Source organism: Amycolatopsis sp. VS8301801F10, assembly GCF_046195355.1.
GTDB lineage: Bacteria > Actinomycetota > Actinomycetes > Mycobacteriales > Pseudonocardiaceae > Amycolatopsis.
Genome location: NZ_CP176065.1, coordinates 3718200 through 3741218, shown reverse-complemented (window position 1 = coordinate 3741218; position 23019 = coordinate 3718200). Strand labels below are relative to the sequence as shown.

Here is a 23019-nt window from a genome sequence, read left to right as displayed (position 1 = left end):
AGACAGACTTGTGTGGCCGCCGAGCGCGGCCAGTTGCGTCGGGCCGCCTTGGAACGGGAATACATGAGAGAACTTGGGGTTGACCTCGCCGAGGTTCGGACGTTTTTCAGCGAGGCTGACAACACGTCATTCGTCCTTGTGAAGGTGGAACCAGGGCGAACTAAGGCCTGGACGGAGATGCTCAGCGTTCCGGCACGCCGCTGCTACATCTCTGACAAGCTGCTACAACGCCGCTCGGCGGAGACAAAACAGCCGCACGAGACGATCCTCGGCGCGGTAATTCCCCCCAAGGGCTCGGTCATGGCGGGCGACTACGGCGAGATCATGACGGCGTTCTACCTGGCCTCGCTAGCTCATCCAGCCGATGTTCTGGACCCGAAGATGTGGAGATTGAAGAGCGGTCGCACGAAAGCTTCGCAGGGCTCTGATGTCGTACAGTTCGAACTGCCTCGGTGGCCCGTCCCCTCCACAGATGACAAGGTCATGTGTGCCGAGGTGAAGACCAAGTCAACCAACGGCCATTCGACACCTGTAGCGTCGGCCATCGAGGACTCGCTCAAAGACCGTCGGGGACGCCTGGCGAAGACTCTAATGTGGCTGAAAGAACGTGCTATCCTCAACGATCTAGGCACAGTGGAGATCGGACACCTTGACCGATTCGTCAAAGCCACTGACCATCCTCCGGCGGTGCACGAGTTCCGCGCAGTCGCCGTCATCAGCTCCGAATTGCTCGATAACGAAATATCGGGAACGGATTTGCCGAATAAAGACCAGTGCACCCTCATCGTGATCTCCGTGCCAGATCTAAAGGCGAACTATGAGGAATTGTATGAGACCCTCCTCGCGAATGCCGCAGTGGAGGTGGATTCCTTATGAGACAAGCGCTGCGCACCTGGGTCGCGGATGCTGACACTCGGCAAAGCGTCAACCTGTACGGCCTGCAGGCTCAACTGCCAGGGCTTGCTTACCAGGACGGCCGAGAATTCGATCTCTACCTGTCGCTCGTCGGCGAACTCTTTGACCTTCTTCGAGACGAACCGGAAGACCCACGCGACTGGGCGACGCTTGGCAACGCGTTGTCACAGGCCGCGAGCCTGCTCGACGGAGCTGCACAGTTCGACGCGACGTTCTTCTCAGCAGCCGCTTTCTACCGTGGTGGCTACTCGTCTTCGGCTTACATCTCGATGCGATCAGTTTCCGTCGATGATCGGGCGTCCGATACCTACCGGGCGTGCTACGACTTCCTCGCTCGTCCTCCACAGGCGACCTCGCAGCGAGTCAGCGACCTCCTCAGCGCCATCGCCACCGGAAGACTCGACGCTATCGTGCAAGCACGGTCTGAGGCAGAGGAAGCCGCCGCCGAAGCGCTCGAGGATGGCCCTGACGAATGGGTCGCCCAGCGAATCTACGCATCGCTACTGGACCGATTCACCCGCACACACCTACGTGCAGTTCTCCCTGATGGCGGATCATCGAAGTGGGGCCCGCTGGTGGGCTCGCTACTGAATCGTGCACGACCGGTCTGGGACTTCTTCCCTTCGCAGATCACTGCCATCGATGCCGGACTGCTGACTAGCGACGAGCCGTTCTCGCTGCAAATGCCAACCGGTGCCGGCAAGACCGCATTGACCGAGACGCTGCTCTTCAGCCACCTCACCGACCGGCCAGAGGACGTCGCAGTCCTCCTTGTTCCTTACCGAGCTTTGGCGCGGGAGCTTCGCTCGTCGGTCGCCGGACGTCTTACCCGTATTGGCCTGCCCACTCGCACCGTGTACGGCGGCACGGTCCCCAACCGTGAAGAGGCACAAGATCTTGACGACCTGCGTGCCATCATCGCCACCCCTGAAGCTCTCGCCGGCCTCCTCGGCAGAGCACCCGAGTTGGTTCGCAGGATCTCGCTGGTCGTGTGCGATGAAGGCCACCTCCTTGACTCGGCTGGACGCGGAGTAAGCCTTGAACTACTTCTTGCCCGCCTCCTCGGCCGAGAGGAACGTCGTCCAAGGACAGTATTCGTATCCGCGATCGTGCCGAACATCGAGGAAATCAACGCCTGGCTGGGAGGCACAGACCGCTCCGTTGTCCGCAGCACATTCCGGCCAGCCGAAGCAGAGTATGCAGTGCTGCGACCGTCCGGCAAAGGACGGGGAACTCGCGTCGGACTGGAGATGCAGGCTCTAGCTAGCACACTGCAAGCTCACACCCTCCACGACTTCCTCCAGGACACGGACTTCCGGTTCACGAACTCGCGAACAGGACGCCAGAACACTTACGCCTTCACGTCAATCAAGACCCAGGCAATCGCCGCAGCTCGCAAATCATTGTCCCTCGGCACCGTCGCGGTCTTCTCGGCGACCAAGACCGGAGACCAAGGTGTCGTAGGCTTGGCCGAGGAACTGCTCAGGCAACTTGCCAACGGGATACCTCTGCCGCGGCCGCTCGACAACATCCAGGACACCAGCCGCATCAACTTGGTAAGCGACTACCTCGCACGCGAGTTCGGCGACGAGTGGGTCGGCACCCAGTCGCTCCGCGTTGGAGCAGTCATCCACCACGGCGACATACCGCAGGAAACACGCGAGGCTGTCGAGGAGCTCCTCGGCAGCGGCCTGGCGCGTATGGTCTTGTGTACCGGGACCCTGGCGGAAGGCATCAACCTTCCCATCCGCACCCTTGTGCTCTACGCGGTCCACCGCCGGACTCGGACCGGAACGGCCATCCCCATGTTGGCACGAGACATCAGGAACTTGGTGGGGCGCGCAGGCCGCGCAGGCAGCTCAACCAAGGGACTGGTGATCTGCGCGAACCCTAACCAGTGGAATGCCGTGGCACCTGTGGCATCCGGCCAACCAGGCGAAGACGTCCACGGCGCTCTGCGTGCCCTCGTCGAGCAGCTACAGGCAGCCCTTATTCGAAACGGCGTCCAGCTCAGCAACGAAGTTCTCGAAGGCACCGCAGCCCTGTACTCGTTGACCGACGGCGTGGATTCCACGCTCCTGGAACTGCTCCATGACGATGTCGGGGACGAGCAGTTCCAGGACATCGCCGCCACTTTGGCAACCCACACCTTTGCTGCCCAACAAATCGGACAACAAGCACAGGATCTCCTCACTAGCGTATTCGCCATGCGCGCTGCACGCCTTTCCGATCTACGCGCGAACGGCCGGATCGCCTGGGTGCGCGAAACCGGGGCCAGAGCAAGACTGGTGGATTCAATCGTGGCCGATCTAGTCCCCCTTCTGTCCAGCTGGGACACCGTCGCGACGCCGCTCGACGACGACCTGCTTGACGCCTTCCTGACCTGGGCGTATCAGCAGCAGGACTTCAGGCAAGATCTCGCCGAAGCGTTTCCAACCGACGACCTGTTCCCGCCGGACGGACTCCCTGACAAAGATGTTGTGCTCGGCATTGTGCGTCGGTGGATCGCAGGCGACAGCTTCGCCGCCATCGCTGCGGGCACCAATCGCACCGTCGACGGTGTTCTGCGAATCCATGGAAGCATCATCTCGTATTCGCTGGCCACTTTGGTCGAGCAGGCCGCCGGCCTGCTCGAGCGATACTTCGCGGATACCGACCTCACGATCTCCGCTGTCGTCACATCTTTGCCCGACTATCTGCGTTTCGGCGTTGCGACACCGGCGGCGCGAGCACTGATGGCTACCGGACTACGCCACCGCCGTGCCGCTTTTCTCCTGGGTAACCATCCAGCCATGGACGACCCGGCCAACCTATTGCGGGAGCCACGAGACATCGCGCGCGAAATCTTAGCAACCGAGGACGGGTGGGAAGCCCAGCTCGGACAGTTCATGCTGGATAGGACTGTCGAGGATCTGGCTGAAAACACGGGGCACGCATCTTAGCCACCACGTGAACATTCGGGCATGGTGTTTCACAGGTAGCTCACCACTTCCACCGGTGGCAACCCGGCTGGCGGAACAGGCCTTAGAAGACGCCAGCACAACAATCCCATGACCCCAAGCATCCCTGGGAGGGGGCGTCCCGCTATGCCCCGGCGGCAGGCAAGATGGGAAGCTGAACATAGGCCTCAGTGACGACCCTCAGGAGCAGCACGTGGAGCCGACGGTGTCCTAGGCCCGCGGACAGCGTGTCTAACCCCTGAACGATCGGCTGGATCGACGTGAAATTCGCTTCGCTGCACTGACAAGCAGCCGTGACCAACACTGTCTCGTGTGACGGCGCAGAAGCGCACAGAGCAGGAACCCCGTTTAAGCTACTGATTCTGCTTCCGTGCTGACCCTGTCGCTCCACTGTGCCCGGACCTCCCGCGTAAAGATACGAGATCGCTCTGCTCCCACGCCCAGCGCCTTCAGTCTTCTAGATCCTGTGCTCTGGAGCGCGTTCGGGTCGGCTGGCCACTGGCGAATCAGGATGCTGTGCGACAGGGCCAACTGGCGGCCAGCGAAACCAGTCATCACGTCGCGGACGCCGCGCCAGCCGTAGATCGCCTGGACGGAGTCGCCGACCACAACCAGTTGCGCACGCGTGCCCTGGCCTAGGAAGACCTGGTCAATGGCGGAGTTCGTGTCCTGGGCCTCTTCCAGGACACGAACTCCCCGTAAATGCGGGGCGGGCCAGCACCCACATCTTGAGGAAGTGATCAGGCTTGAACGGAACCTTGCCGCGATCGGGAGTCTGCAGGCAGCGGCTTGGTCCGGGCCGACGAGCACCGGACTCCGGCCAGGCGCGATAACCCGTCGTTAGCGGTTGCTGCGCCAGTCGTCCAGGACTTCGTCGATGTGTTTGTGCCAGTTGTCCTCGCACGCGGTGATGCTCACGCCGTGCGCGCCGCTGCGATAGTGGTGCCACAGGACGTCCACGACCCGATAGGCGCGGTCCTCGATATCGACCATTTCGCCGACGCGGGGCACCAGCGGAGCCGAGATCTCGGCCGAGTCAGATCCGCCGTCGTCGGTGTGCAGGGTGTACACGATGTCGATCACGGGGCGCCTTCCTCTAGTGGTCCTGGTCGTGCCCCACCCTGGCCTCGGTGCCTGTGCCCGCACAAGATCCTTCCGGGCGAACCGGACATGACCGTCTCGGGCCTCGTCGAAAACATTTGGCCCCTACGCCGACACGGTCAAGTCTTGAGGTGGACGAGGAGGCGGCGGTAGTCAGCAGCGGACAGTAGCAGGCGCGGCCCGTCATGCTGGACGCGCGACAACGGCGGTCAAGGACCCGAGTCATCTGCCCGATGTAGGGACGTGTTCTAGCCCGCCCCAACGAGTCCTACTTGGGCGTGGACAGCGCGAAACTTGATTCCGACGCCAGGCTGTCGGCGTTGGAGTCGCTGGTCAGCATTGTTTCCGTCCTTTTGGTACTCTCGACCGAGTTTCGGCCCTCCGCCAGAGCGATGTCGCGCACGTTGGTGCTCATGTGTTAACGGACCGTTCGCCGCGGCAGCTAGGACGCCTTCGAACGTTTGCCGCCAGCGGACGGCTTTCCCCTCGTGGCAGTGCCCTGAGACACCACGGCTTTCCGCTCGTCTGCTGACGGAAGCACCCCTGGGCGCGACACTATGATCACGTCGGCGATCCCGGGGAGATCGATCAACGCGCGGCGTGTCTCGTCGTGATGCTCCGTGGAACACGAGTCGTCATAGATGAAGACGATGATCTCCCGGTAGCGCTCACTACCCTTGAGGTAGCCGACCGAGTCAATGATCACCTCCTGCTCCACCTCCTTGAAGTCGCTTTTGCTGCGCACGAACTTCACCTCGATGAACAGCCCAAGGCTGGGCAGCGCGAAGTCCGCACGATAGGCGCTGTGACCGAGCTTCGGCAGGTTCTCCTCGTCGACCACGTCGTCGAAGACCGCACGGAGCATCACCCACAAGATGGCCTGCACCTCACGTTCGGCGTCGACCCGCCACCACTTGGGGTCCTTGAGCTCGGCGGAATCCCACACCCATCGCTTCATCGCGGGAGGAAAACGCCTGAGCACTTGGCTCACCTGGGGAACGCTGATCACCAACTGATCCGCGCTGGCCGTCGCCACCGCTTCCGCGAAGTGCAGCCACAAAGCGGCATGCCGAACCTCCAGATCAGCGGGATCAGTGCGCAGGAAAGCGTGCATGGCCCGCTGTTGTGCGGTGCGCAACTCCTCTGGGGTGTCCCTGGCCACCCCAGTGCCAGAGGCGAGTAGGTAGAACGCCGCGACGAGCGCATGGTCGGCCAGCCCCGCCAATGCCGGCAACGAGGCCGGTTCACCGGTGAGCTCAGCGAGGACGTGCTGATGCATCAGATCGAGCCACGGGTCGTTGGGCTCCCGCATCGGGTGGTTGAGCGCCTTCTGAAGCCAGCTCAGGAACCGCGGCACGCGGTCCTGCACTGCCCGCGCGGCGAGGTGCAGCCCGACGACTATCCCTGCTGAATACAGCGGGGTCACTCGGTCGCCTGGGTATGGATCACGCTCGGCCAGACCTTCAAGCCCGTGCACCAGCATGTCGGCGAAGACCGGAAGCCGCGTCGGCTGAGCCTCCACGACATACCCCAGTAGAGCGAGGGCGGGCGCGTCTTCCAATCGGCTCACGTTCGCCTTGAGCCAGGCGTCGAGATCTGGCTCGACGTGCCATCGGATCGACGTGCCGCCACCGAGGATCTGTCGGGCGAACATGCCGTGCAGGCTGCCTGGCATGTTCTCGGTGTCGATCCAGCGCTGGAACGCCCTGAGTTGCGTGCTGAAGAGCAACTGTCCGGTAGCCGCGTCGTCAGATCCGGTCACAGGAACCACCTGCTGTAGCGCAGCTTCCCGAAGACCACGTCGGAGTTCCAGTTCGTCACATGGCGCAGCTTGCCCAGCAAGCCGGCGATGAGGTCGGAGTACAGGATGGTCACCGGCTTCGTCGAGGGGTACGGCCTCCGCCAGGACATTGCCGTGAACCTGAAGAGCTGTCCGGCCAGGTAGTCGATGTCGGTGAACGTGGACTCGCGGTGCAGCTTGAGCTGCAATGGCTTCGGCGCGCCCTGGAACTCGCTCTTCATCTCTCGAGGTCCCTTGACCGTCACCAGCATCTCACTCTTGCTGATCGGCACGGCGAAACCGCGTCGTGCCACGCACTTGCCCTTGCTGCCCCGTCCCGCGCTCACCCCTTTCGCGTTCTCGTCGAGGATCATCCACGGGTGGTCGTCGACGACAGTCACGAAGGCGAACTCGACGCCGGCGAAATCCGACATTAACCCCGCGACAAGCTCCTTGATGGCTTGGGCCTCTTCGTCTTTCAGGAGTTTGAAGACGTGGAACACCAACCGGATGAAGTCGTTGGACTTCCACCCCTGGCGCCCCTTGACCTCGGTGAGGCACGCCCGGAGCGCGTCCTGCAGCGCCTTCGGATACTGCTCGTACGGCGCTTCCCTGGACACGTTCGACACGAGGTAGGTGCCGTCGGAGTTGAAGACGGTGGTGATCCCGACGACACGCTCCCCCTTGCCTAGCCGGCCCTCGAACACCTGTGCGCTGCCGATGCCGAAGATCAGCTCTCGCCTCGTCGGCTGGCCGTTCTCCTTGATCGCGAACGGCGTCCCGCCGAGCTTGGCGTAGACGGCGAGCGCCATCGTGCTCAACGGGTAGGCGATGCTCGGGCTGTCCGTGATGTTCTCGACCTGGAACTCCTGGACCGCGATCGACTGGCTCATGAAGGTCGACTTGGACACCAGGTAGGGACTCTCGTTGCCCGTCAGGTGTACCTGGGCAGTGCTGGTGAAGACGAACGCGAGGTCGATCTTCTCCTTCGTTTCCAGCGCGCTCAGGCAGGCGCGCTTGTAGGCGCTCGCGTCCTGCACGTCGCCGTCAAAGGCGGTGAGGGTGAAGGTGCAGTCGGTCAGGCGGAACTTCCGGACGAACCCTTCGGGGAACGCCTTCGAACCGCGGACACCGTCACGAAACCTCGTGAGGAAGGTCTCCACGCGGCCTTGGAACTGGCGGGGAACCACCACGGCGATCGTCGGCGCTTTCGGGGTGAACGATTCCGTGTCGAAAGGACCGAACCTATTCAGCCCGTCCTCCGGGTACCGATCGGTCTTGTCTCCGGACTGGTCGAATACAAAGATCGGCTCGCTCAAGGTGCGCACGTGCGGATGCTGGTTGTCCCTCAACCGCAGCGGCTTGGCCAGGTGGGCCGTCATCCCGGCCGCGACGTCGAGCGGTCCGCGGTTCAGCAGTGCGTTCGCGATCTTGTCCGTGTCCGCGATGCGCCGCTCGGCGTTGTTGGCCGCGTCGATCTTGCCGGCCAGCGCGACCAGATCACGTTCGAACGACCGCCCGCACGCCTTCCGGAGCACTGTCTGGAAGTTGGCCAGGTTGGACTCGATCCATGTGCGGGCCGCGTCGAGCTCCACCTCCCCCTCCCGCGACTGCACCAGCAGCTTGCCGTCGACAACATCAGTCACCCGGCCGACCAACCTGCGCCGCGCGTGTGCGTCCTGGAACGGCCAAGCACGTGCCGACTCTGACTCCGCCAGCACGTAGACCCCGACCACCGGAACGCCCCGTCGCAACAGGACGTCCACGGGTAGATCGATCTCGTAGCGGACCTTTCTCCCGATCACCACGCCGGGGTACTCGCGCGGCCCAGCACGGCGGACGTCCAGCGAGTACTCCGGATACACGTGCAACCTGTCGATGCCCCGGCCCAAGGCCTGCTCCACTAGGTCCTTGCCAGCCAGCCTCGACACGAAACGCACCGGGTACTCCCGCCTCAGCAGGTACTTCCACTCCACCGTGAGGATGCGCCGGAGGCACTCTTCGAGCAACCGGGTCTGCAGCCGCAAGTCGCCCGCGGTGGAGCCGATCACCCTGCGCTCGCCGATCTGCTCGGCACCCTGTGCCAGCGGAACGCACACGACGTCGTTTCGATCCCGGACGACTACATGAGACTCGCGGAGCCGACTGCGGAGATCCCCGAGGTGGCCCGCCGACTCGTAGGGCAGCACACCGGCAACCACCTGACCTGTGAACCGGACTGGCAGGAAGTTGGTGAACAACAACGGACCCCCATGGCGCGCCGACGCTGAACGATCTCCGGAATACCCCATCACCTGAGGCTACGACGTCAGCCTCGACAATTCCGGGAAACCCTTCGATGGCCACGTCGCAGCAGGAGCTGCTGGTGCGGGACCGAGCAGCAGACTCTCTCGACCGAGACGGTGCCGTCCCAGTTCACCCGCCTCGTGGTGCCGAAGGCGACAGTGAACGGCGTCTCCACCAGCAGATGCAGCCGCTGCCGTTCCTCTGCCAAGGCGTTGGCCGGCGGAACCCGGGTGTCCCGGTTCGGGCAGCGGCGATCTCCTCCTGGCCACGGGAGGCAGCAACATACCGGCGCGAGCGCTGGACAGCACCTCTGCATCACGCGAACCTTCCTGGGGCAGAACTGGAGCAAGACCATGATCCCAACGCTGCCGAGCAGTGTTGGATTGCGCTCAGGTGCAGCCAACTGCGGCGTCCGACCAGCAGGTGCCCGATAACCGCAGATCAGGGATATCTCCGGTCCATTCTGGCAGCGATGGGGTCAGCAGTGGCGTTCGCAGAGGTCAGGAAGACCCGACTTGTACGAGCTCTCACGACCTGCTCGAAGGCCCTTCACGGGGTACACGGATGCCGCCTGTTCCAGCACTCGTACCCCGACGACGAAGACATAGATCTCGACGAAACCGAGATCGCGAAACTCAACGAACGACTCGCCGCCCAGCTGGCGGACGCGGTCCGGACAGAAGCCGCAGCCAACCCAGAATCGGCTGACAAGACAGCGGACGCCGTCTAGGCTCACGCAATCCCCGCCGGAGCCGACGCAGACCCGTCGCACCACTCCTCGCGGACCACTCGCGTCAACATCCGGGAACGTTTCGCCCCTACCCCCAGCGCCTTCCGCAGCACCTCCGCCGAGACCGGACGCTGATGCCGCGCACGATGCTCCGCGTCAACCCGTCGTGCCCGCTCCACCAGGTCGGGATCAAGCCCAACCGCTCCCTCACCAGCACCCTCCGGCAAGGACTCACGGCGGTCGGCCACTGACGCACCAGGAGGCTGACCGACCGCCCCATGCACGTCGACAAGAGCTTGCAGAAGACCCGGGCCGACCTCAGACCAGCCGATCAGCAATAACGGCCCTACCGCATCGAACAACGCTCTGCCGACCTCGCCAGCCACCAGTGGCTCAGCCACATTCAACGCCAACGTCACCACACTCGCGCCTACCAGCAACCGGCGCGCAGACCGCATGCTCGCAGGAGAAGCCCCGCACGCCGACAACCGGCGGACCGCGACGAGCAACGCCACCACCGTCAGATCAACCGCAGGCGCAACCAACGGTGCCACCCAGACCGGCACACCCAGCCGAAGGGCAAGCGCCAGCACATTCCCGAAACCGAACGTGAACGTCAACCCGACAACGACTCCCACCATGACACTCACCGCCGAGACGACCGGATCACGCCGAACCCCCGACTCCGTCACCACAACCACCTCAAAACGCGGTGCCAGCCCCGGACCGGACCACGCGACACGACCCGGCATTTGCGAGCCCGAGGCGAGCCCGAGACCTCCACCACGCGACAGCACCGGCCGACACAGGACGACACCACCGAAGCCCCGCGACCACACGAAAAGGTCTTGTCCGACATCACTCGGCACCGTCCGACAGGTCAGGCCGTGGACTCTTAACCAGCGGGTTCGGGGTTCGAGTCCCTGATGGCGCACCCTCACTCTCCAGGTCTTGAGTTTCGTTGACCCGGGGTTTTGGTTTTCTGGAAGCTTTTCTTCCGGTTCCCGACTGTCCATTGTGGTCGTTGGCGAGCCCGAAGCGAGCCCGAGACTTCGCGCCGACTTCCGGGGGGATGATCGCCGCCGTCGCTTCCGCCGCCGCGAACGCCACTTGCGGCAGGACGGTCGTGTAGGTGTTGGAGGTGATGGTGATCGAGGAATGCCGCAGCATCCGCTGCACCTGTGGGTGCCGAGAACTGTGTCACGTCATGCGACCTGCTGATATTCGTGGATCAGTCCGCCGAGCCGATCACCACGCCGAACCCATCCCGTGCCGGTCATGCGGCCGGGTACCACGACTTGATCGGGCGGCCGTTGGTGCGAGGAGCGATGGGGTCGATGGTGATTGAAGTGATCGACATGCTCGGCCAGCACTTGCTCCAGGTGACGCTGGTTCACGATGAGTACCCGATCCAGACACTCGCGACGCACACTGCCTACCCATCGCTCAGCGATCGCGTTCGCCCGAGGAGATCGGACAGGGCTCCGCAGGACGTCTATGCCGACCGACGCGAACACCGCATCGAACGCGCCCGTGAACTTCGCGTCGCGGTCACGATCCCATGCCAGCGTCGGCTCGACATCGAGCCCGAACTCGTCTTCAATGTCGCCGGACAGCGTGAGCCCGTACACCGAGTCCAGGCCAAGGTCGGCCAGGCGCGCCTCGGTCCCGATCTCCGCGGGGTTCCTCTCGACATAGAAGGCCACCCGGTCGATCAGCCAACTCCGGAGCTCGACGAGGCCACGAACGCGGATGCCGGTTCCGGCGGTCTCACTGCTCATCAGTTCTTTTCCTTCCAGTGGAAGCGATCTGCTCAGCCGTCAGCCTGCTCGCGGCCGATGGTGAGGGTCGTGCCGTCTTCGGTGCGGCGGACGAGATCGGTGAAAAGCGGCTCCGCGACACCTGCGGGCAAGAGCCGCCGGTCTCCCGAAAGCAGCCCGCGCAGGCGAACCAACGCGGCACGGATCGCGGTACCACCGCCGAAGACGCCGAGCGCGCCTGCTGCCGCGCGGGCCTGCCAAACGCCGATGCACGACGCGGCGGCAACCAGCAGGCAGTAACGTTCGGCTAGCCGGAATACCTCGGGTTCGGCATCCGGGCCCGCCTGCCGCGGGGAAAGCCGCGCGCAGCGGTCGCCGAGGTCGCGCAAGTGCCCGGCCAGTTCGCCGATGAGCGCTGGGATCGAGCCCGCATCCGCGTTGGCCGACGCCGACGCCGCCAGCAATGCGGCAGCCAAGGCGTCTTGCCCACAGGTCGCGATGCGCAATCGTCCGAAATCCAGGGGATTCAACGGAGTTTCGTCGAACAACCCGGCCGGTGCCGCCTCCGCCCGCCAGCCCCGGCGGGCAAGCGTGGACAGCTGCGGAAGCAGAGTGAGCAGACAGGTGGTCCCGCTTGCGTGCCCGAGACTCATGACGGGGATGTCCCGGAGATGCTTGCCAAATATGGCATGCTGGCCCTCGCGCAGATAGCCGCGAGCGCCGAGAACGACCGACAGGTCGCGCAGTGCTCGCTCGATCATCAGCGGAACAAAGTATTTGACCGCGGAAGCGTGCGTTACCGCCTGCTCCGGCACGATGTGCAACGCTCTGGCCGCCGTCATGCTGAAGCAGTCCGCGATCAGAAAATCAGTATATGCCGTCGCCAGGACCGCGCGTGCGTGCGGTAACCCGCTGACCGTCGTGCCGTACAGCCGGCGGCCGCCGGCAAAACGCGTCACCTCACGCAAGGCTGTCTCGAGCACTCCCACTGCCATTCCGGGCAGGACGGTCCGGGTGACCTGGAACGAACGCAGTGCCGTTTCCGCTCCGGAGCCGATGTCCCCGACGACGCTGCTGGCAGGCACTGGGCAGACGTCCGCCACAAACCCGCCGAGCAGACAGCCCCGCACCCCGGAGGTCCGAAACCGCGGGAGATACCGGATTCCGCCGGCAGACAGCTGCTGTTTGTCCACCAGCAGAGTGGAATGGCTGCGGCCCCCGGGCCGGTCGTCGGTCCGGGCGAACAGAACCAGCGCGTCGGCGCGTTCGACGTTGTTGATCACCTGCTTCGTCCCGTCGAGCCACAGCCGCCCGGCTCTGGCTTCGGCTCGGAAGTCGTTGTGCAGGAAGTCGTTGCCGCGGGAAAGCTCGTGGTAGGCGATCGCAACCTTTGCGCCGCCGAGCAGAAGTCCCGCGAGCTCGTGCCGCTGTTTGGCGGACCCGGCGGTCCACACGTTGACCGCCGCCATCAGCGATGTGACGCCGTATCCGAGGCCCAGAGAAACATCCCGGCCGAAGACTGGCCGGATCCGCCGGATCAGCTCGTCGGTCCCCTGCCAGCGGCCGCCCAACTCGGCAGGCACCAGTTCGGAGTTGAAGCCCCAGTCGTCGAGCAACGCCTCGCCCGCTTCGAGCAACTCGCGACGTTCGTCCGCGGCGAGCACCTCGGCGAATCCCACCGGATTGGCCGGATCGTGCGGATCGCCGAGTGGCACTGGCTGGACTCGGTTCATGGCTCGAGCCCTTCCGCCAAGCTGATCGGGAGCAGCGACAGCAACCGTCCGTTCCCGGCCTGCGACCGCAGAGAATCCGCCAGGACGCTCTCTAGCGGAGGGTCGGCGGGAACTTCGTCGCCGAGCGCCGTCAGCAGCCGGGCCAGCACCGCACGCAACCAGATCCCGTCACGCCAGAGATCAGCGGTGTCGCCATCTTCAGCATGGGCATGACTTCCCAGCCAGAGTCCTACCGCGCAGGCACCCGCGTAGCAGAGCGCATACCGGGCGGCTAATTCGAAAGCGGTCGCCGGAATGTCGATCCGAGCAGGCCGATGCCGCGCGATCCGCCTGTGCAACTCGTTGGCGTGCGCCGCCAGTCGCGACGCCGACTCGGCGACGCCCGCCAGCGCCGGCTCAGAGATCGCCAGCCTGTGCAGCGCGGCGGCCCCGTCCGCCACCGCGTTCAGCACGCTGTTTCCGTTACGGGAAACCAAGCTCAATCGCGACGGGTCGAATTCCGGCAACGGGACGGTGAGATCGAAGACCTGCCGGACCTCATCCGGGACCCGGCCGACTCGGTAGTTCTTCGCCAAGACCGGGAACGCGTTGATGATCGCATTGAGATTGACCACGGTGCTGCCGTCGAACAGCGAGACGATTCCGTGATCCCGGACGACTTTCTGATAAGCGCCGTCGGCGAAAGTGTCCGCGAGGAACGATCGAGCGCCCAGCAGCCGGCCCAGCGCGGCGATCGTCTCGTCCGTTCGCACGGGCACGAGAAACTTGGCCGCTGCCGACACGACCGACATCTCGCCAGGCAGAGCGTGCACGCTTCGAGCAGCGACGAGCGACATGGCTTCGGCGAGCAGGTGGTCGGCGTAGGCGTCCGTCAGCACCCGGTGCGCCTGAGGCAACCGCGCAAGCACTTGGCCGTACAGCCGTCGATTCTCGGCGAAGTCCACGGCCAACCGAAGTGCGTGGTCACTCGCGCCAAGAGACAAAGCGGTGCACAGGGTTCTAGTGAGCTGCAGTCCTTTGAGGACGGTCTCAGAACCGGTACCGGGCTTTCCGATGAGCGAGTCCTCGGAGACGAACGCGTCGTCGAAGGCGATACCGCTGATGTCAGCACCCCGGATGCCATGGGTGGCGACTTTGGGCAAGGTCCGGAAGGAGTCTTCGGCCAACACGGATTTGTCAACGAGAAGGACGTCGAAGCCGCGCGGTCCGCCCGCCGGGTCAGTCCGGACGAGCAGACTGATCAGATCTCCCCTGGTGGCATTGTTGATCAGCCATTTCTCGCCGGTTACCCGGTAGCCGCCCGGCACCCGGCGGGCCGACACGTCACCAGCCAGCAAATCGCCGCCGTGGTCGCGCTCGGTCAACCCCCAGGAGACGACCGCACCGTCGAGGATCCGGCGGCCGAGGTTCGTCTGCTGTTCCGATCGTCCCGCCACCCAGGCCGACACGGCGCCCAGGAAGGTTTTGCCGTGCGCGACCGCGACGGTGACATCCCGCCGTGCCAATGCTCGCAGGACATGCAGGGGCTGGTCGAAACTTGCCATCGCCTCGCCGTGGCGCACCGGAACATAGCTCCGGGCGAGCTGCCACGCGTCGAGGATTTCGCAGATCTCGGCAGGGAACCGCTCACGCGCGTCGAGGTCGCCACAGCGAGCGAAGGAGAAGACAGTCGCCGGATCCAGCGGGTCACCGAGATACCGTTCGAGATCTTCGATCAGCTGAGCGCCCGGATACCGTGACGCGATCAAACTGGACATTCCGGCTCAACGACTTTCGCCGGGGCGCTGAGAAAATGTCTGTGGAATCGGTCTGAGAAGCTGCTCTCGCACTTGCCTCTTCCTCTCGTTCGCGAACTCGCCGGCAGTTCCGCAGCACGGAAGCGGATGAGCTCACGAACGAGTCTGGCCGCGAGAGCCAGACCTGGAAATCCCCATCAGCGCGCACGTCCAGCCGCGCGGACGGCCATACCCGTTCGGTACGCCGAGGGAGGAAGCAGGTGGCCGATGCCGGGGATCCCGCGAGTCCGAGCAACTCGCGGGATCCCCGGCCGGCTCCGGACGGCCGGGAATGGGGGGAAGCCGCCCAGGTCGGTGGATCAGTCGTCGGCGTGTGTGACGACCTGCCGGCGACGCGGCGGAGCTGCCAGCGGCGTGGACGGCCATGGCCGGTTCGGCCACCAGAGCCGCTTGCCGACATCGAGTGCGAGAGCGGGGACCAGGAGCGACCGCACCACGAAGGTGTCGAGCAGAACGCCGACCGAAACAACCACGCCCGCCTCCGCCAGCGAAACGCTCGGCAAGGTAGCGATAACGGCGAACGTCGCGGCCAAGATGACCCCGGCGTTGGTGATGACCCCGCCGGTGCTGGTCAGCCCGGCCAGCACGCCGCGGCGGTGACCGATCACACCGACCTCCTCCTTGATCCGGTGCATGAGGAAAATGTTGTAGTCGACGCCGAGCGCTACGAGGAACACAAAGCCCATCAAAGTCCAGGACTCGTCGACGCCGGCGAATCCGAAAACATTCTTGAACAGCAGGTGGCTGACTCCCAGTGCGGCGAGATAAGAAAGCACAACAGTCACCAGCAGCAGCAACGGCGCGACGATCGACCTCAGCAACAGCATCAGAATGCCGCCGATGACGATCAGCGCCAGAGGGATGACGAGCCGTTGATCAGCGCTGCCCGCACGCAGCTTGTCGAGCGCGGTCGCGGTCGGCCCGCCGACGTTCGCCCCGGAATTCGGCGTCTGCGTCGCCAAGGCGTCCCGCAGCCTGTCGACGGTCTGCCCAGCACGATCGCTGTCGGCCGGATCCGCGAGAACCACCGAGATCTTGGCGAGCGTGCCGTCCAGCGACATCTCGGTCCTGGGCACGGAGGCGACTCCCGGGGTGCCCGCGAGCACCGCGGCCACCCGATTGGCCGAGGCCGAGGGAGCGACCACTGTGGTCGGCGCGGGTGCACCCGCCGGGTAGTGCGCGCCGATGATGTCCTGCCCGATCGCGGACTCGGGAGTGTGCCGCAACTGCTGCGCCGGGGTCAGCCCGACATGCAGCCCCAGCAGCCCGAACCCCAGCGCCGCGATGACCGCTGCCGACACCGTCCAGACCAGCCGGGCGCGCTTGGCGAGGAACGAGCTGATCCTGGTCCAGACGCCGCGGGCGCTCCTCGGCTCGGTCCCCTCGCGCGGGATGAGCGGCCAGAAGGCCCACCGGCCGACAACCACGAGCAAGGCGGGCAGCAAGGTCATCATGACGACCAGCGCGCTGAGTACCCCGATGGCGCCCAGCGCTCCCAGCCCTCGGCTCGAGTTCAAGTCGGCGAACAGCAAGCACAGCATCGCGACCGCGACCGTGGCCGCCGAGGCGACGACGGCGGGACCGGATCGGCGCAGCGCCTCGGCCATGGCCTTGTGCCGGTCGGCGTGCCGGTGCAGTTCCTCCCGGTACCTGGCGACCAGGAGAAGCGCGTAGTCCGTGCCGACCCCGAACACCAGCACGGTCATGACGCCCTGGCTGGGTCCACTGACCGGCAGGTCGAGGTTCTGCGCGAACCAGTAGGCGACCGCTGTCGCGACCCGGCTCGCGACGCCCACCGCGATCAACGGCAGCAGCCACAGGAACGGGCTGCGATAGGTCAGCAGGAGCAGGACCGCCACGATGATCGCGGAGAGGATCAGCAGGTTGCTGTCCAGGTCGTCGTACACCGCGACATGGTCGGTCACCTGACCGGCCGCACCCGCCACCTTCACGTGCAACCCGGCGTCGTCCTTGCCGGCGAGCTCGGCCCGGATGGCCTTGGTGCGCTCGGGGACGTTCTCTCCTTTGTCCAGCAATTGCACGGTGAGCAGAAGGGCATCGCCGTCCTTGGCCGCTTCCGGGCCCGAGATCTTGCCGCTGGCCGAGAACCGGGCCAGCGCGGCCCGGTCCTGCTCGACCCGGGCCCGGTCGGCGCGGGTGATCCCGCCGTCCCGGCTGTACACGATCAGCGCGGGCACGGTCTGGTTGCTGCCGAATTTCTTTGCCTGCACCGCGACCTGGGTGGACTGGGCGGTACGAGGCATGGTGGAAGTGGCCTCGTTCTTGGTCACCGTGCCGATTTTGGCGGCGAACGGAAGCGCGACCGCGAGCAGGACGGCCCAAGCGCCCAGCAGGAACCACTTGTGCCTTCGGCCCGCCAGAGAACGGGCCAAGCCGGACAGGAAACGGGACACCGGAACTCCTCTGGTGGGACGCGGATCGACGTCCTCAGTCTTGTTCCTCCGGCCAGTTCGCGAATCGCCGACGAGAACGGAATCGCGCCTCCTCCTCGCGAGCGAGACCGTCTCACTCCTGAGGAGGAGGCTGCTCCCGGTTGGCGGTGACCAGACCTGTTTCGTAAGCGCAAACGACGACCTGGACCCGGTCGCGCAGCCCGAGTTTGGACAGGATGCTGCTCACGTGAGTCTTGACGGTGTGCTCGCTGACCGACAGCGTCGCGGCGATCTCGGCGTTGGACTGCCCGTGCGCGAGCCAGCGCATCGTCTCGCGCTCCCTCCCGGTCAGAATGTCCAGCCTCCTGCTCGGCGTGCCCGGCCGGGCGGCGGAGCGCTCGACGATGTCGGCGATCAGCCTGCGGGTGACCGAAGGCGCGAGCAGCGACTCGCCCGCGGCGACGATCCGAACGGCGCGCACCAAATCTTCTCTGCGGACGTCCTTGATCAGGAATCCGCTGGCACCGGCCTGAAGAGCCGCGTAAACGTGCTCGTCAAGGTCATAGGTGGTCAGCATGACGACCCGGCAGCCCCCGCCCTCGCACACCTGCCTCGCGGCCTCGATGCCGTCCAGATTCGGCATCCGCACGTCCATCAGCACCACATCGGCCCTGTGCGCGCGGACCGCTTCGACCGCTTCGACTCCGTCAGCCGCCTCGGCCACCACCTCGATGTCGGATTGCGCGTCGAGGATCATGCTGAACGCGCCCCGCACCAGCGGCTGGTCGTCGGCGACCACTACCCGGATAGTCACACCGCCTCCTGTCCGCCGGCCAGCGCGAACGGCAACTCCGCCGACACGACGAAACCCCGGCCTTGCGAGCCCGCCTCGATCGAGCCGCCGCACGAGGCGACCCGTTCCCTGATCCCCACCAGGCCGTGGCCGGAGACCGCGCCACGGGCCCCCGAGCCGTCATCGGCGATCCGCAGGGTGAGCCGGTCGGCGGACCAGCTGACGGTCACCTCGGCATGCTCGGCGACAGCGTGTTTGAGCACGTTGGTGAGTGCTTCCTGAACGATCCGGTACGCCGCGATCCCGATTCCCGGCGAGACCTCGCGGGGCGAGCCGGTCGTGCGGTACGAAACTTCCAGCCCGGCTCCGCCGACCTGGGCGACCAGTCGCTCCACGTCGTGCAGACCGGGTTGCGGCAGCAACGGAGTCTCGCCGTCGGTGTCCCTGAGGACGCCGAGCAGCCGCTTGAGCTCCACTTGCGCGGTACGGCCCGCGTCCGCGATGGCGTCGAAAGCGGCTCTCGCTTTGCCTGGTTCGGACTCCAGCGCGACGGGCCCGGCCTCTGCCTGCACGGTCATCACCGCGACCGAATGCGCGAGAATGTCGTGCATGTCCCTGGCGATCCGCTGCCGTTCTCGCGCGGCGGCCCGGAAGGTCTCCAGATCCCGCTCGCGCTCGAGAGATCGTGCACGGTCTTCGAGGGATTCGACGTAGGCCCGCCGGATCCGCGCAGTCGAACCGAGCAGATAAGCGCCGATCACGACCAGCAACGGGAACTGGTAGCTGAGCACGGCATCGCGCACAGAACCCGCCGAAGTCACTACGGCGACCGGTCCCAGCAGCAGCACCAGCAGGCGCTGCCAGCGTTTGCCGCGGTCCGCGATCGTGTAAGCGGCGACCAGCACGCCGTAGGGCATCCGCTGTTCCGGAACGTTCGGAACCAAGGCGGCGGCGAGCGCGGCGGCTCCGACGACGAAGCCGACGCCGAAAGGGAAACGCCGTCGCCACACCAGCGGGATCGCGGTCATCGCCGCGATGAGGTACCACCACGGGGGAACGTGAGGATAGGTGCCGCTCCACGGTCTGAAGCCGACGAGCACGACCACCGTCATCAGCACGACCGCGGCGAGCGCGGAGTCGAGAACCATCGGCTTGGACAGCAGCCGTCGTCTGAGCGAGCGGACGAACTCGCTCAGCCGACGGCCTCGGTCCAAGCCATTCATTACAGCGAGTATTCCAGAATCTCCCCTCCGTCGTGGTCTGCCGGGACAATCACCGCCCGGGTATCCAGGCACCGCGGCGCATGACCCGCCGAAGGGCGAGGTCTCGGCCGAGCACGAGCAAATCGGCGCGCAGCCCCTGAGCCAATCGCCCGGTGACGCCGGCGAGCCCCAGGACCGCCGCGGGAGTGGCGGTGGCCATCCGGACCGCCGCGGGCAACGGGATTCCCGCCGAACGCACGGTGAAACGCAGGACATCCGCGAGGAAGCTCGTGCTGCCGCAGAAGGACGCGCCGTCGTGATTGAGCGCGACGCCGTCCCCGACGACGCCGACCGGGCCGCCCATGCTGAATTCAGCGCCGACCGGGAGACCGGTGCCGGCGGAGGCGTCGGAGATCAGGCACAGCCGATCGGGGCCCAAACACCGGAAAGCGATCCGGACGAGCTCACTGGTCAGGTGCGCGCCGTCGGCGATGATCTCGGCGGTGAGGGTGTCCGAGCTCAGCGCCGCCTCCAGCAGACCGGGATAGCGCCGCGGCATCCTTCGCAGCGTCGACTGTGCGCTCCACAGGTGCGCGACATGGCTCAGCCCGGCGGCGGCCGCCCGATCCAGCACCTCGACACCAGCGGTGCTGTGCCCGGCCGAGACGACCACTCCGGCAGCACGAAAAGCGGTGATGAGTTCGCCCGAACCCGGCAGTTCGGGAGCGACGGTGATCATCCGAAGCAGATCCGTGTCGTCGAGGAAATCGCGCCATGAGCCGTCTGAAGGCTTGCGCAGCAACCGCGCGGGATGCGCACCGCGTTGCTCTTCGCTGAGGTACGGGCCCTCGAGGTGCACGCCTTCCGGACGCCGGTCCGGGGGGGGGAGCTGCCGGCCAGCTGCCATCGCTGCCCGCAGTGCCTGGACCGGGTCTGAAGCCAGAGTCGCGAGCAAGGTAGTCGTGCCGGCGCCGAGATGAGCCTCGAACACGGTGGACCAGGCCCGCGCGGACGGGATGTTGAAGCTGTCGCCCAACGCGCCGTGGACGTGCAGGTCAACCAGCCCGGGGAGGACGTAACCGCCCTCGGCGTCAACGGTGATGTCGGCATCCGCGACACGAGAGTCCGGCGTGCCTACGTGGTCGAGCACGCCGTCCCGGATCAGGACACAGCCTCCTTCGAGCACCTCCGCCGGGAGTACCACCGCCGCGTTGACGATCGCCGTCGTCGGCAAGCCCGCCATCAGCCCGGCACCGACGCCGCGAACGGCTCCCGGAGGCGCATCGCGCTCCGACCCGCCGAATCGGCCGTCTCGATCAGGTCTTCCAGCACGCCCTGCACCCACAACGCACCGGCCAGATCGACGACGCTGTCCGCGTCGCCGCAGGCGCAGGCGCTTTCCAGAAACCGGCAGACCTTCGCGATGCCCCGGACCGCAGCCGGGTGCTCATCGGCGCGACGACGTCCGGCGGCGACCTGGACACGCTCGCCGCCGGTGCCGATCCGCCACACCCAATAGGAATCGTCGTCCCATTCCGGCTCGTCCAGCGAAAGCACGATCTGCAGAATCCCGGGCTGGTCGTCGGTGGCGTAGAGGATGATTCGCCGACGCCGTTCGTCCCACAGGAACGAGGAGTTCCCGATGACGAGCACGTCCCCCATCGTCAGCTGGCAGCTGAGGGAATCGGGCAGTGCGCCCGCGGCGGGCGAGAAATCGCTGGACGTGCCGATCGCGTGAAGCACGCGGGTCTCCGCCGTGGCGGGCAGCCGGAGCAGGTACCGGACGAGGTCGAGGGGATGGACCACCTCGGTGGCGTCGCCCATGGTCGGCCGGAGATCCTCGACCCGGCACTTGCCCCAGAAGAACTCGACCCGGCGTACGTCGAGGGAGCGCCCCGCCATCCAGTCCCTGAGTTCGGCGACGATTTCGCTCTGCCGTTCGACGAGGTTCACCCGCACCCGCTTGCCCGCCAGTGCCGGGGCCACGGCCCGAGCCTGTGCCAGATTCTCGGTCAACGGCTTCTCGCAGAGGATGAGCTCCGGTGCCGCAGGATGCCGGGCCAGCTCAGTGAGCACGGCGTGATGTGCGGATTCATTGACACACACGCAAACGGCATCCGGCCGGAGCTGTTCCAGCGCGGTGGACAGGTCCGAGTGGCAGGGCACCGCCAGGCTTCGGTGTTCGGCCAGCGCTCGCTCGTCGTGGTCGCAGATCCCGGCAAGATCGAGCAGCGGGCTGTGCCGGATTGCGCGGACGAACCGGCGTCCAGCCCACCCTGCGCCAACTACGAACAAACGTACCGGACGAGTCACAACCGCTCCACGTTCGCGCCGTGCAAGACACCTCGCGTGTCGAAGACGTACGGCGCGGCATCCAGCGGCGAATAGTCGAAAGCGTCGTGATCGGTCAGCAGAACGACGGCATCGGCCTTGCCGGCTTCGCCCGCGTCGAGACGGACCAGGGGAAACCCGACGGCTCCGGGATCGACATGGGGATCGACTACGCGGATCCGCGCGCCGGCCTCGGCCAGCAGCGCGGCGACCGTCATCGCGGGGCTGTGCCGGAGGTCGCCGGAGTTCGGCTTGTAAGCCGCTCCCAGCACGAGGATCCGGCTTCCCTCGACCTCGGTTCCGCTCCGCGCCAGACCAGCGACGACGCGACGGGCGACGTAGCCGGGCATTTCCTCGTTGACCTCACCGGCCAGTTCCAGGGTTCGGATCGCCTTGCCCGCGGTCGAGCGGCTCAGGTGCGCCAGGTACCTCGGGTCGACGGGCAGGCAGTGCCCTCCCACGCCGGGACCTGGCTGGAACCGCATGAAGCCAAACGGTTTCGTGGCGGCCGCGTCGAGCGCGCTGTGAATGTCGAGGCCCAGTTCGGCGGCGACCATCGCCAACTCGTTGACCAGCGAGATATTGACGCTCCGGAAAGAGTTCTCGATGATTTTCGCGAATTCCGCGTCCCGCACGCTGGACACCGGAACGACCACTTTGACGAATGCGGAATAGAACTCTTCGATCGCGTTCCGGCTTTTCGCGTCGACCCCCGAAACGAGCTTCGGGGTATTGCTCACGTGCCACTCCTTGTTGCCGGGGTCGATCCGCTCAGGACTGAACCCGAACCGGAAATCCGCCCCCGGCACGAGTCCGGTGCTCTCGGCGAGCAACGGGCCCAGCACCTGCTCGGTGGTTCCGGGGTAACTGGTCGATTCCAGCACGACCGTCATCCCCGCTCGGATGTGCGGAGACAGTATCCGGCCCGCCGACTCCACCGCGCGAAGATCGGGTTCGCCGTCTCGCAGCGGGGTAGGCACGGCGATCACGACCACCTCCGCCCCGGCCAGGGACGCCGGGTCGGCCGTCACTGAGAACGACCCGGTCGCCAGCATCGTGACGACCTCGTCATCCACCACGTCCTCGATCGGCGATCGTCCCGCGGCCAGTTCCGCCACCCGCCGCGGGTCCACGTCGAATCCCAGTACGTCGAATCCGGCTTTGGCAGCCACAACGGCCAGCGGCAAACCAACATAGCCCAGGCCCATAACAACAACCCGGCGAGCTATCTTCATGGCA

At 65.7% G+C, this 23019-nt stretch carries 19 protein-coding genes; 3 read left to right on the top strand and 16 right to left on the bottom strand.

Going from position 1 to position 23019, the window contains the following annotated elements; translation table 11 throughout:
- Positions 1-12 precede the first annotated feature (12 nt).
- Complete coding sequence (locus tag F9C11_RS17780) at positions 13-876, top strand: hypothetical protein (RefSeq protein ID WP_409185988.1); 864 nt, start codon at positions 13-15, stop codon at positions 874-876.
- Positions 873-3857 carry a DEAD/DEAH box helicase gene (locus tag F9C11_RS17775; protein WP_409185987.1) on the top strand — a complete coding sequence of 995 codons (2985 nt, stop codon included), beginning with the start codon at positions 873-875 and terminating at the stop codon, positions 3855-3857. Before F9C11_RS17780 ends, F9C11_RS17775 begins: the two co-directional genes overlap by 4 nt.
- A gap of 366 nt (positions 3858-4223) precedes the next feature.
- Here F9C11_RS17775 and F9C11_RS17770 read toward each other — a convergent pair whose 3' ends face one another.
- The 5 genes from F9C11_RS17770 to F9C11_RS17750 all read right to left on the bottom strand — a co-directional run bounded on the left by F9C11_RS17770 (position 4224) and on the right by F9C11_RS17750 (position 8945).
- On the bottom strand, positions 4224-4685 hold the full coding sequence (locus F9C11_RS17770) for a UvrD-helicase domain-containing protein (protein WP_409185986.1): 462 nt from the start codon (positions 4683-4685) through the stop codon (positions 4224-4226).
- A gap of 30 nt (positions 4686-4715) precedes the next feature.
- A complete protein-coding gene (locus F9C11_RS17765; RefSeq protein ID WP_409185985.1) occupies positions 4716-4958 on the bottom strand; it encodes a hypothetical protein in 243 nt (80 codons plus the stop codon).
- 286 nt (positions 4959-5244) lie between these two features.
- Positions 5245-5391 (bottom strand): hypothetical protein, encoded by a 147-nt coding sequence (locus F9C11_RS17760; RefSeq protein ID WP_409185984.1) that lies wholly within the window; start codon positions 5389-5391, stop codon positions 5245-5247.
- Positions 5392-5418: 27 nt separating this feature from the next.
- Positions 5419-6738 (bottom strand): hypothetical protein, encoded by a 1320-nt coding sequence (locus tag F9C11_RS17755; protein WP_409185983.1) that lies wholly within the window; start codon positions 6736-6738, stop codon positions 5419-5421.
- Positions 6735-8945: an argonaute/piwi family protein gene (locus F9C11_RS17750; RefSeq protein ID WP_409185982.1), complete on the bottom strand. Its 2211-nt coding sequence runs from the start codon at positions 8943-8945 to the stop codon at positions 6735-6737. The genes F9C11_RS17755 and F9C11_RS17750 overlap by 4 nt, the downstream gene beginning before the upstream one ends.
- Before the next feature lie 569 nt (positions 8946-9514).
- Here F9C11_RS17750 and F9C11_RS17745 point away from each other — a divergent pair.
- A complete protein-coding gene (locus tag F9C11_RS17745; protein WP_409185981.1) occupies positions 9515-9772 on the top strand; it encodes a hypothetical protein in 258 nt (85 codons plus the stop codon).
- A gap of 2 nt (positions 9773-9774) precedes the next feature.
- On the opposite strand, the gene F9C11_RS17740 is transcribed toward F9C11_RS17745, so the two are convergent.
- From F9C11_RS17740 to F9C11_RS17690, 11 genes are all read right to left on the bottom strand, one after another.
- Entirely contained in the window at positions 9775-10413 is a 639-nt protein-coding gene (locus F9C11_RS17740) for a hypothetical protein (protein WP_409186927.1), read from the bottom strand.
- A gap of 217 nt (positions 10414-10630) precedes the next feature.
- Positions 10631-10942, bottom strand: a complete 312-nt coding sequence (locus F9C11_RS17735) for a hypothetical protein (RefSeq protein WP_409185980.1) — start codon at positions 10940-10942, stop codon at positions 10631-10633.
- A 35-nt stretch (positions 10943-10977) separates the two neighbouring features.
- The gene (locus tag F9C11_RS17730) at positions 10978-11553 is read right to left on the bottom strand and encodes an integrase core domain-containing protein (RefSeq protein ID WP_409185979.1); all 576 of its coding nucleotides are present in this window, start codon (positions 11551-11553) and stop codon (positions 10978-10980) included.
- A gap of 32 nt (positions 11554-11585) precedes the next feature.
- The gene (locus F9C11_RS17725) at positions 11586-13265 is read right to left on the bottom strand and encodes an acyl-CoA dehydrogenase (RefSeq protein WP_409185978.1); all 1680 of its coding nucleotides are present in this window, start codon (positions 13263-13265) and stop codon (positions 11586-11588) included.
- Positions 13262-15022, bottom strand: coding sequence for an acyl-CoA dehydrogenase family protein (locus F9C11_RS17720; RefSeq protein ID WP_409185977.1), 1761 nt, complete (start codon positions 15020-15022; stop codon positions 13262-13264). The genes F9C11_RS17725 and F9C11_RS17720 overlap by 4 nt, the downstream gene beginning before the upstream one ends.
- 338 nt (positions 15023-15360) lie before the next feature.
- On the bottom strand, positions 15361-17475 hold the full coding sequence (locus F9C11_RS17715; RefSeq protein WP_409185976.1) for an MMPL family transporter: 2115 nt from the start codon (positions 17473-17475) through the stop codon (positions 15361-15363).
- Between the two features lie 112 nt (positions 17476-17587).
- Positions 17588-18268, bottom strand: coding sequence for a response regulator (locus tag F9C11_RS17710; RefSeq protein WP_409185975.1), 681 nt, complete (start codon positions 18266-18268; stop codon positions 17588-17590).
- Positions 18265-19470 carry a sensor histidine kinase gene (locus F9C11_RS17705; protein WP_409185974.1) on the bottom strand — a complete coding sequence of 402 codons (1206 nt, stop codon included), beginning with the start codon at positions 19468-19470 and terminating at the stop codon, positions 18265-18267. The genes F9C11_RS17710 and F9C11_RS17705 overlap by 4 nt, the downstream gene beginning before the upstream one ends.
- A 49-nt stretch (positions 19471-19519) precedes the next feature.
- Positions 19520-20692: an N-acetylglucosamine-6-phosphate deacetylase gene (locus F9C11_RS17700; protein WP_409185973.1), complete on the bottom strand. Its 1173-nt coding sequence runs from the start codon at positions 20690-20692 to the stop codon at positions 19520-19522.
- Positions 20692-21762: a Gfo/Idh/MocA family protein gene (locus F9C11_RS17695; protein WP_409185972.1), complete on the bottom strand. Its 1071-nt coding sequence runs from the start codon at positions 21760-21762 to the stop codon at positions 20692-20694. The genes F9C11_RS17700 and F9C11_RS17695 overlap by 1 nt, the downstream gene beginning before the upstream one ends.
- Positions 21759-22988: a nucleotide sugar dehydrogenase gene (locus F9C11_RS17690; protein ID WP_409186926.1), complete on the bottom strand. Its 1230-nt coding sequence runs from the start codon at positions 22986-22988 to the stop codon at positions 21759-21761. Before F9C11_RS17690 ends, F9C11_RS17695 begins: the two co-directional genes overlap by 4 nt.
- Positions 22989-23019: the final 31 nt, after the last annotated feature.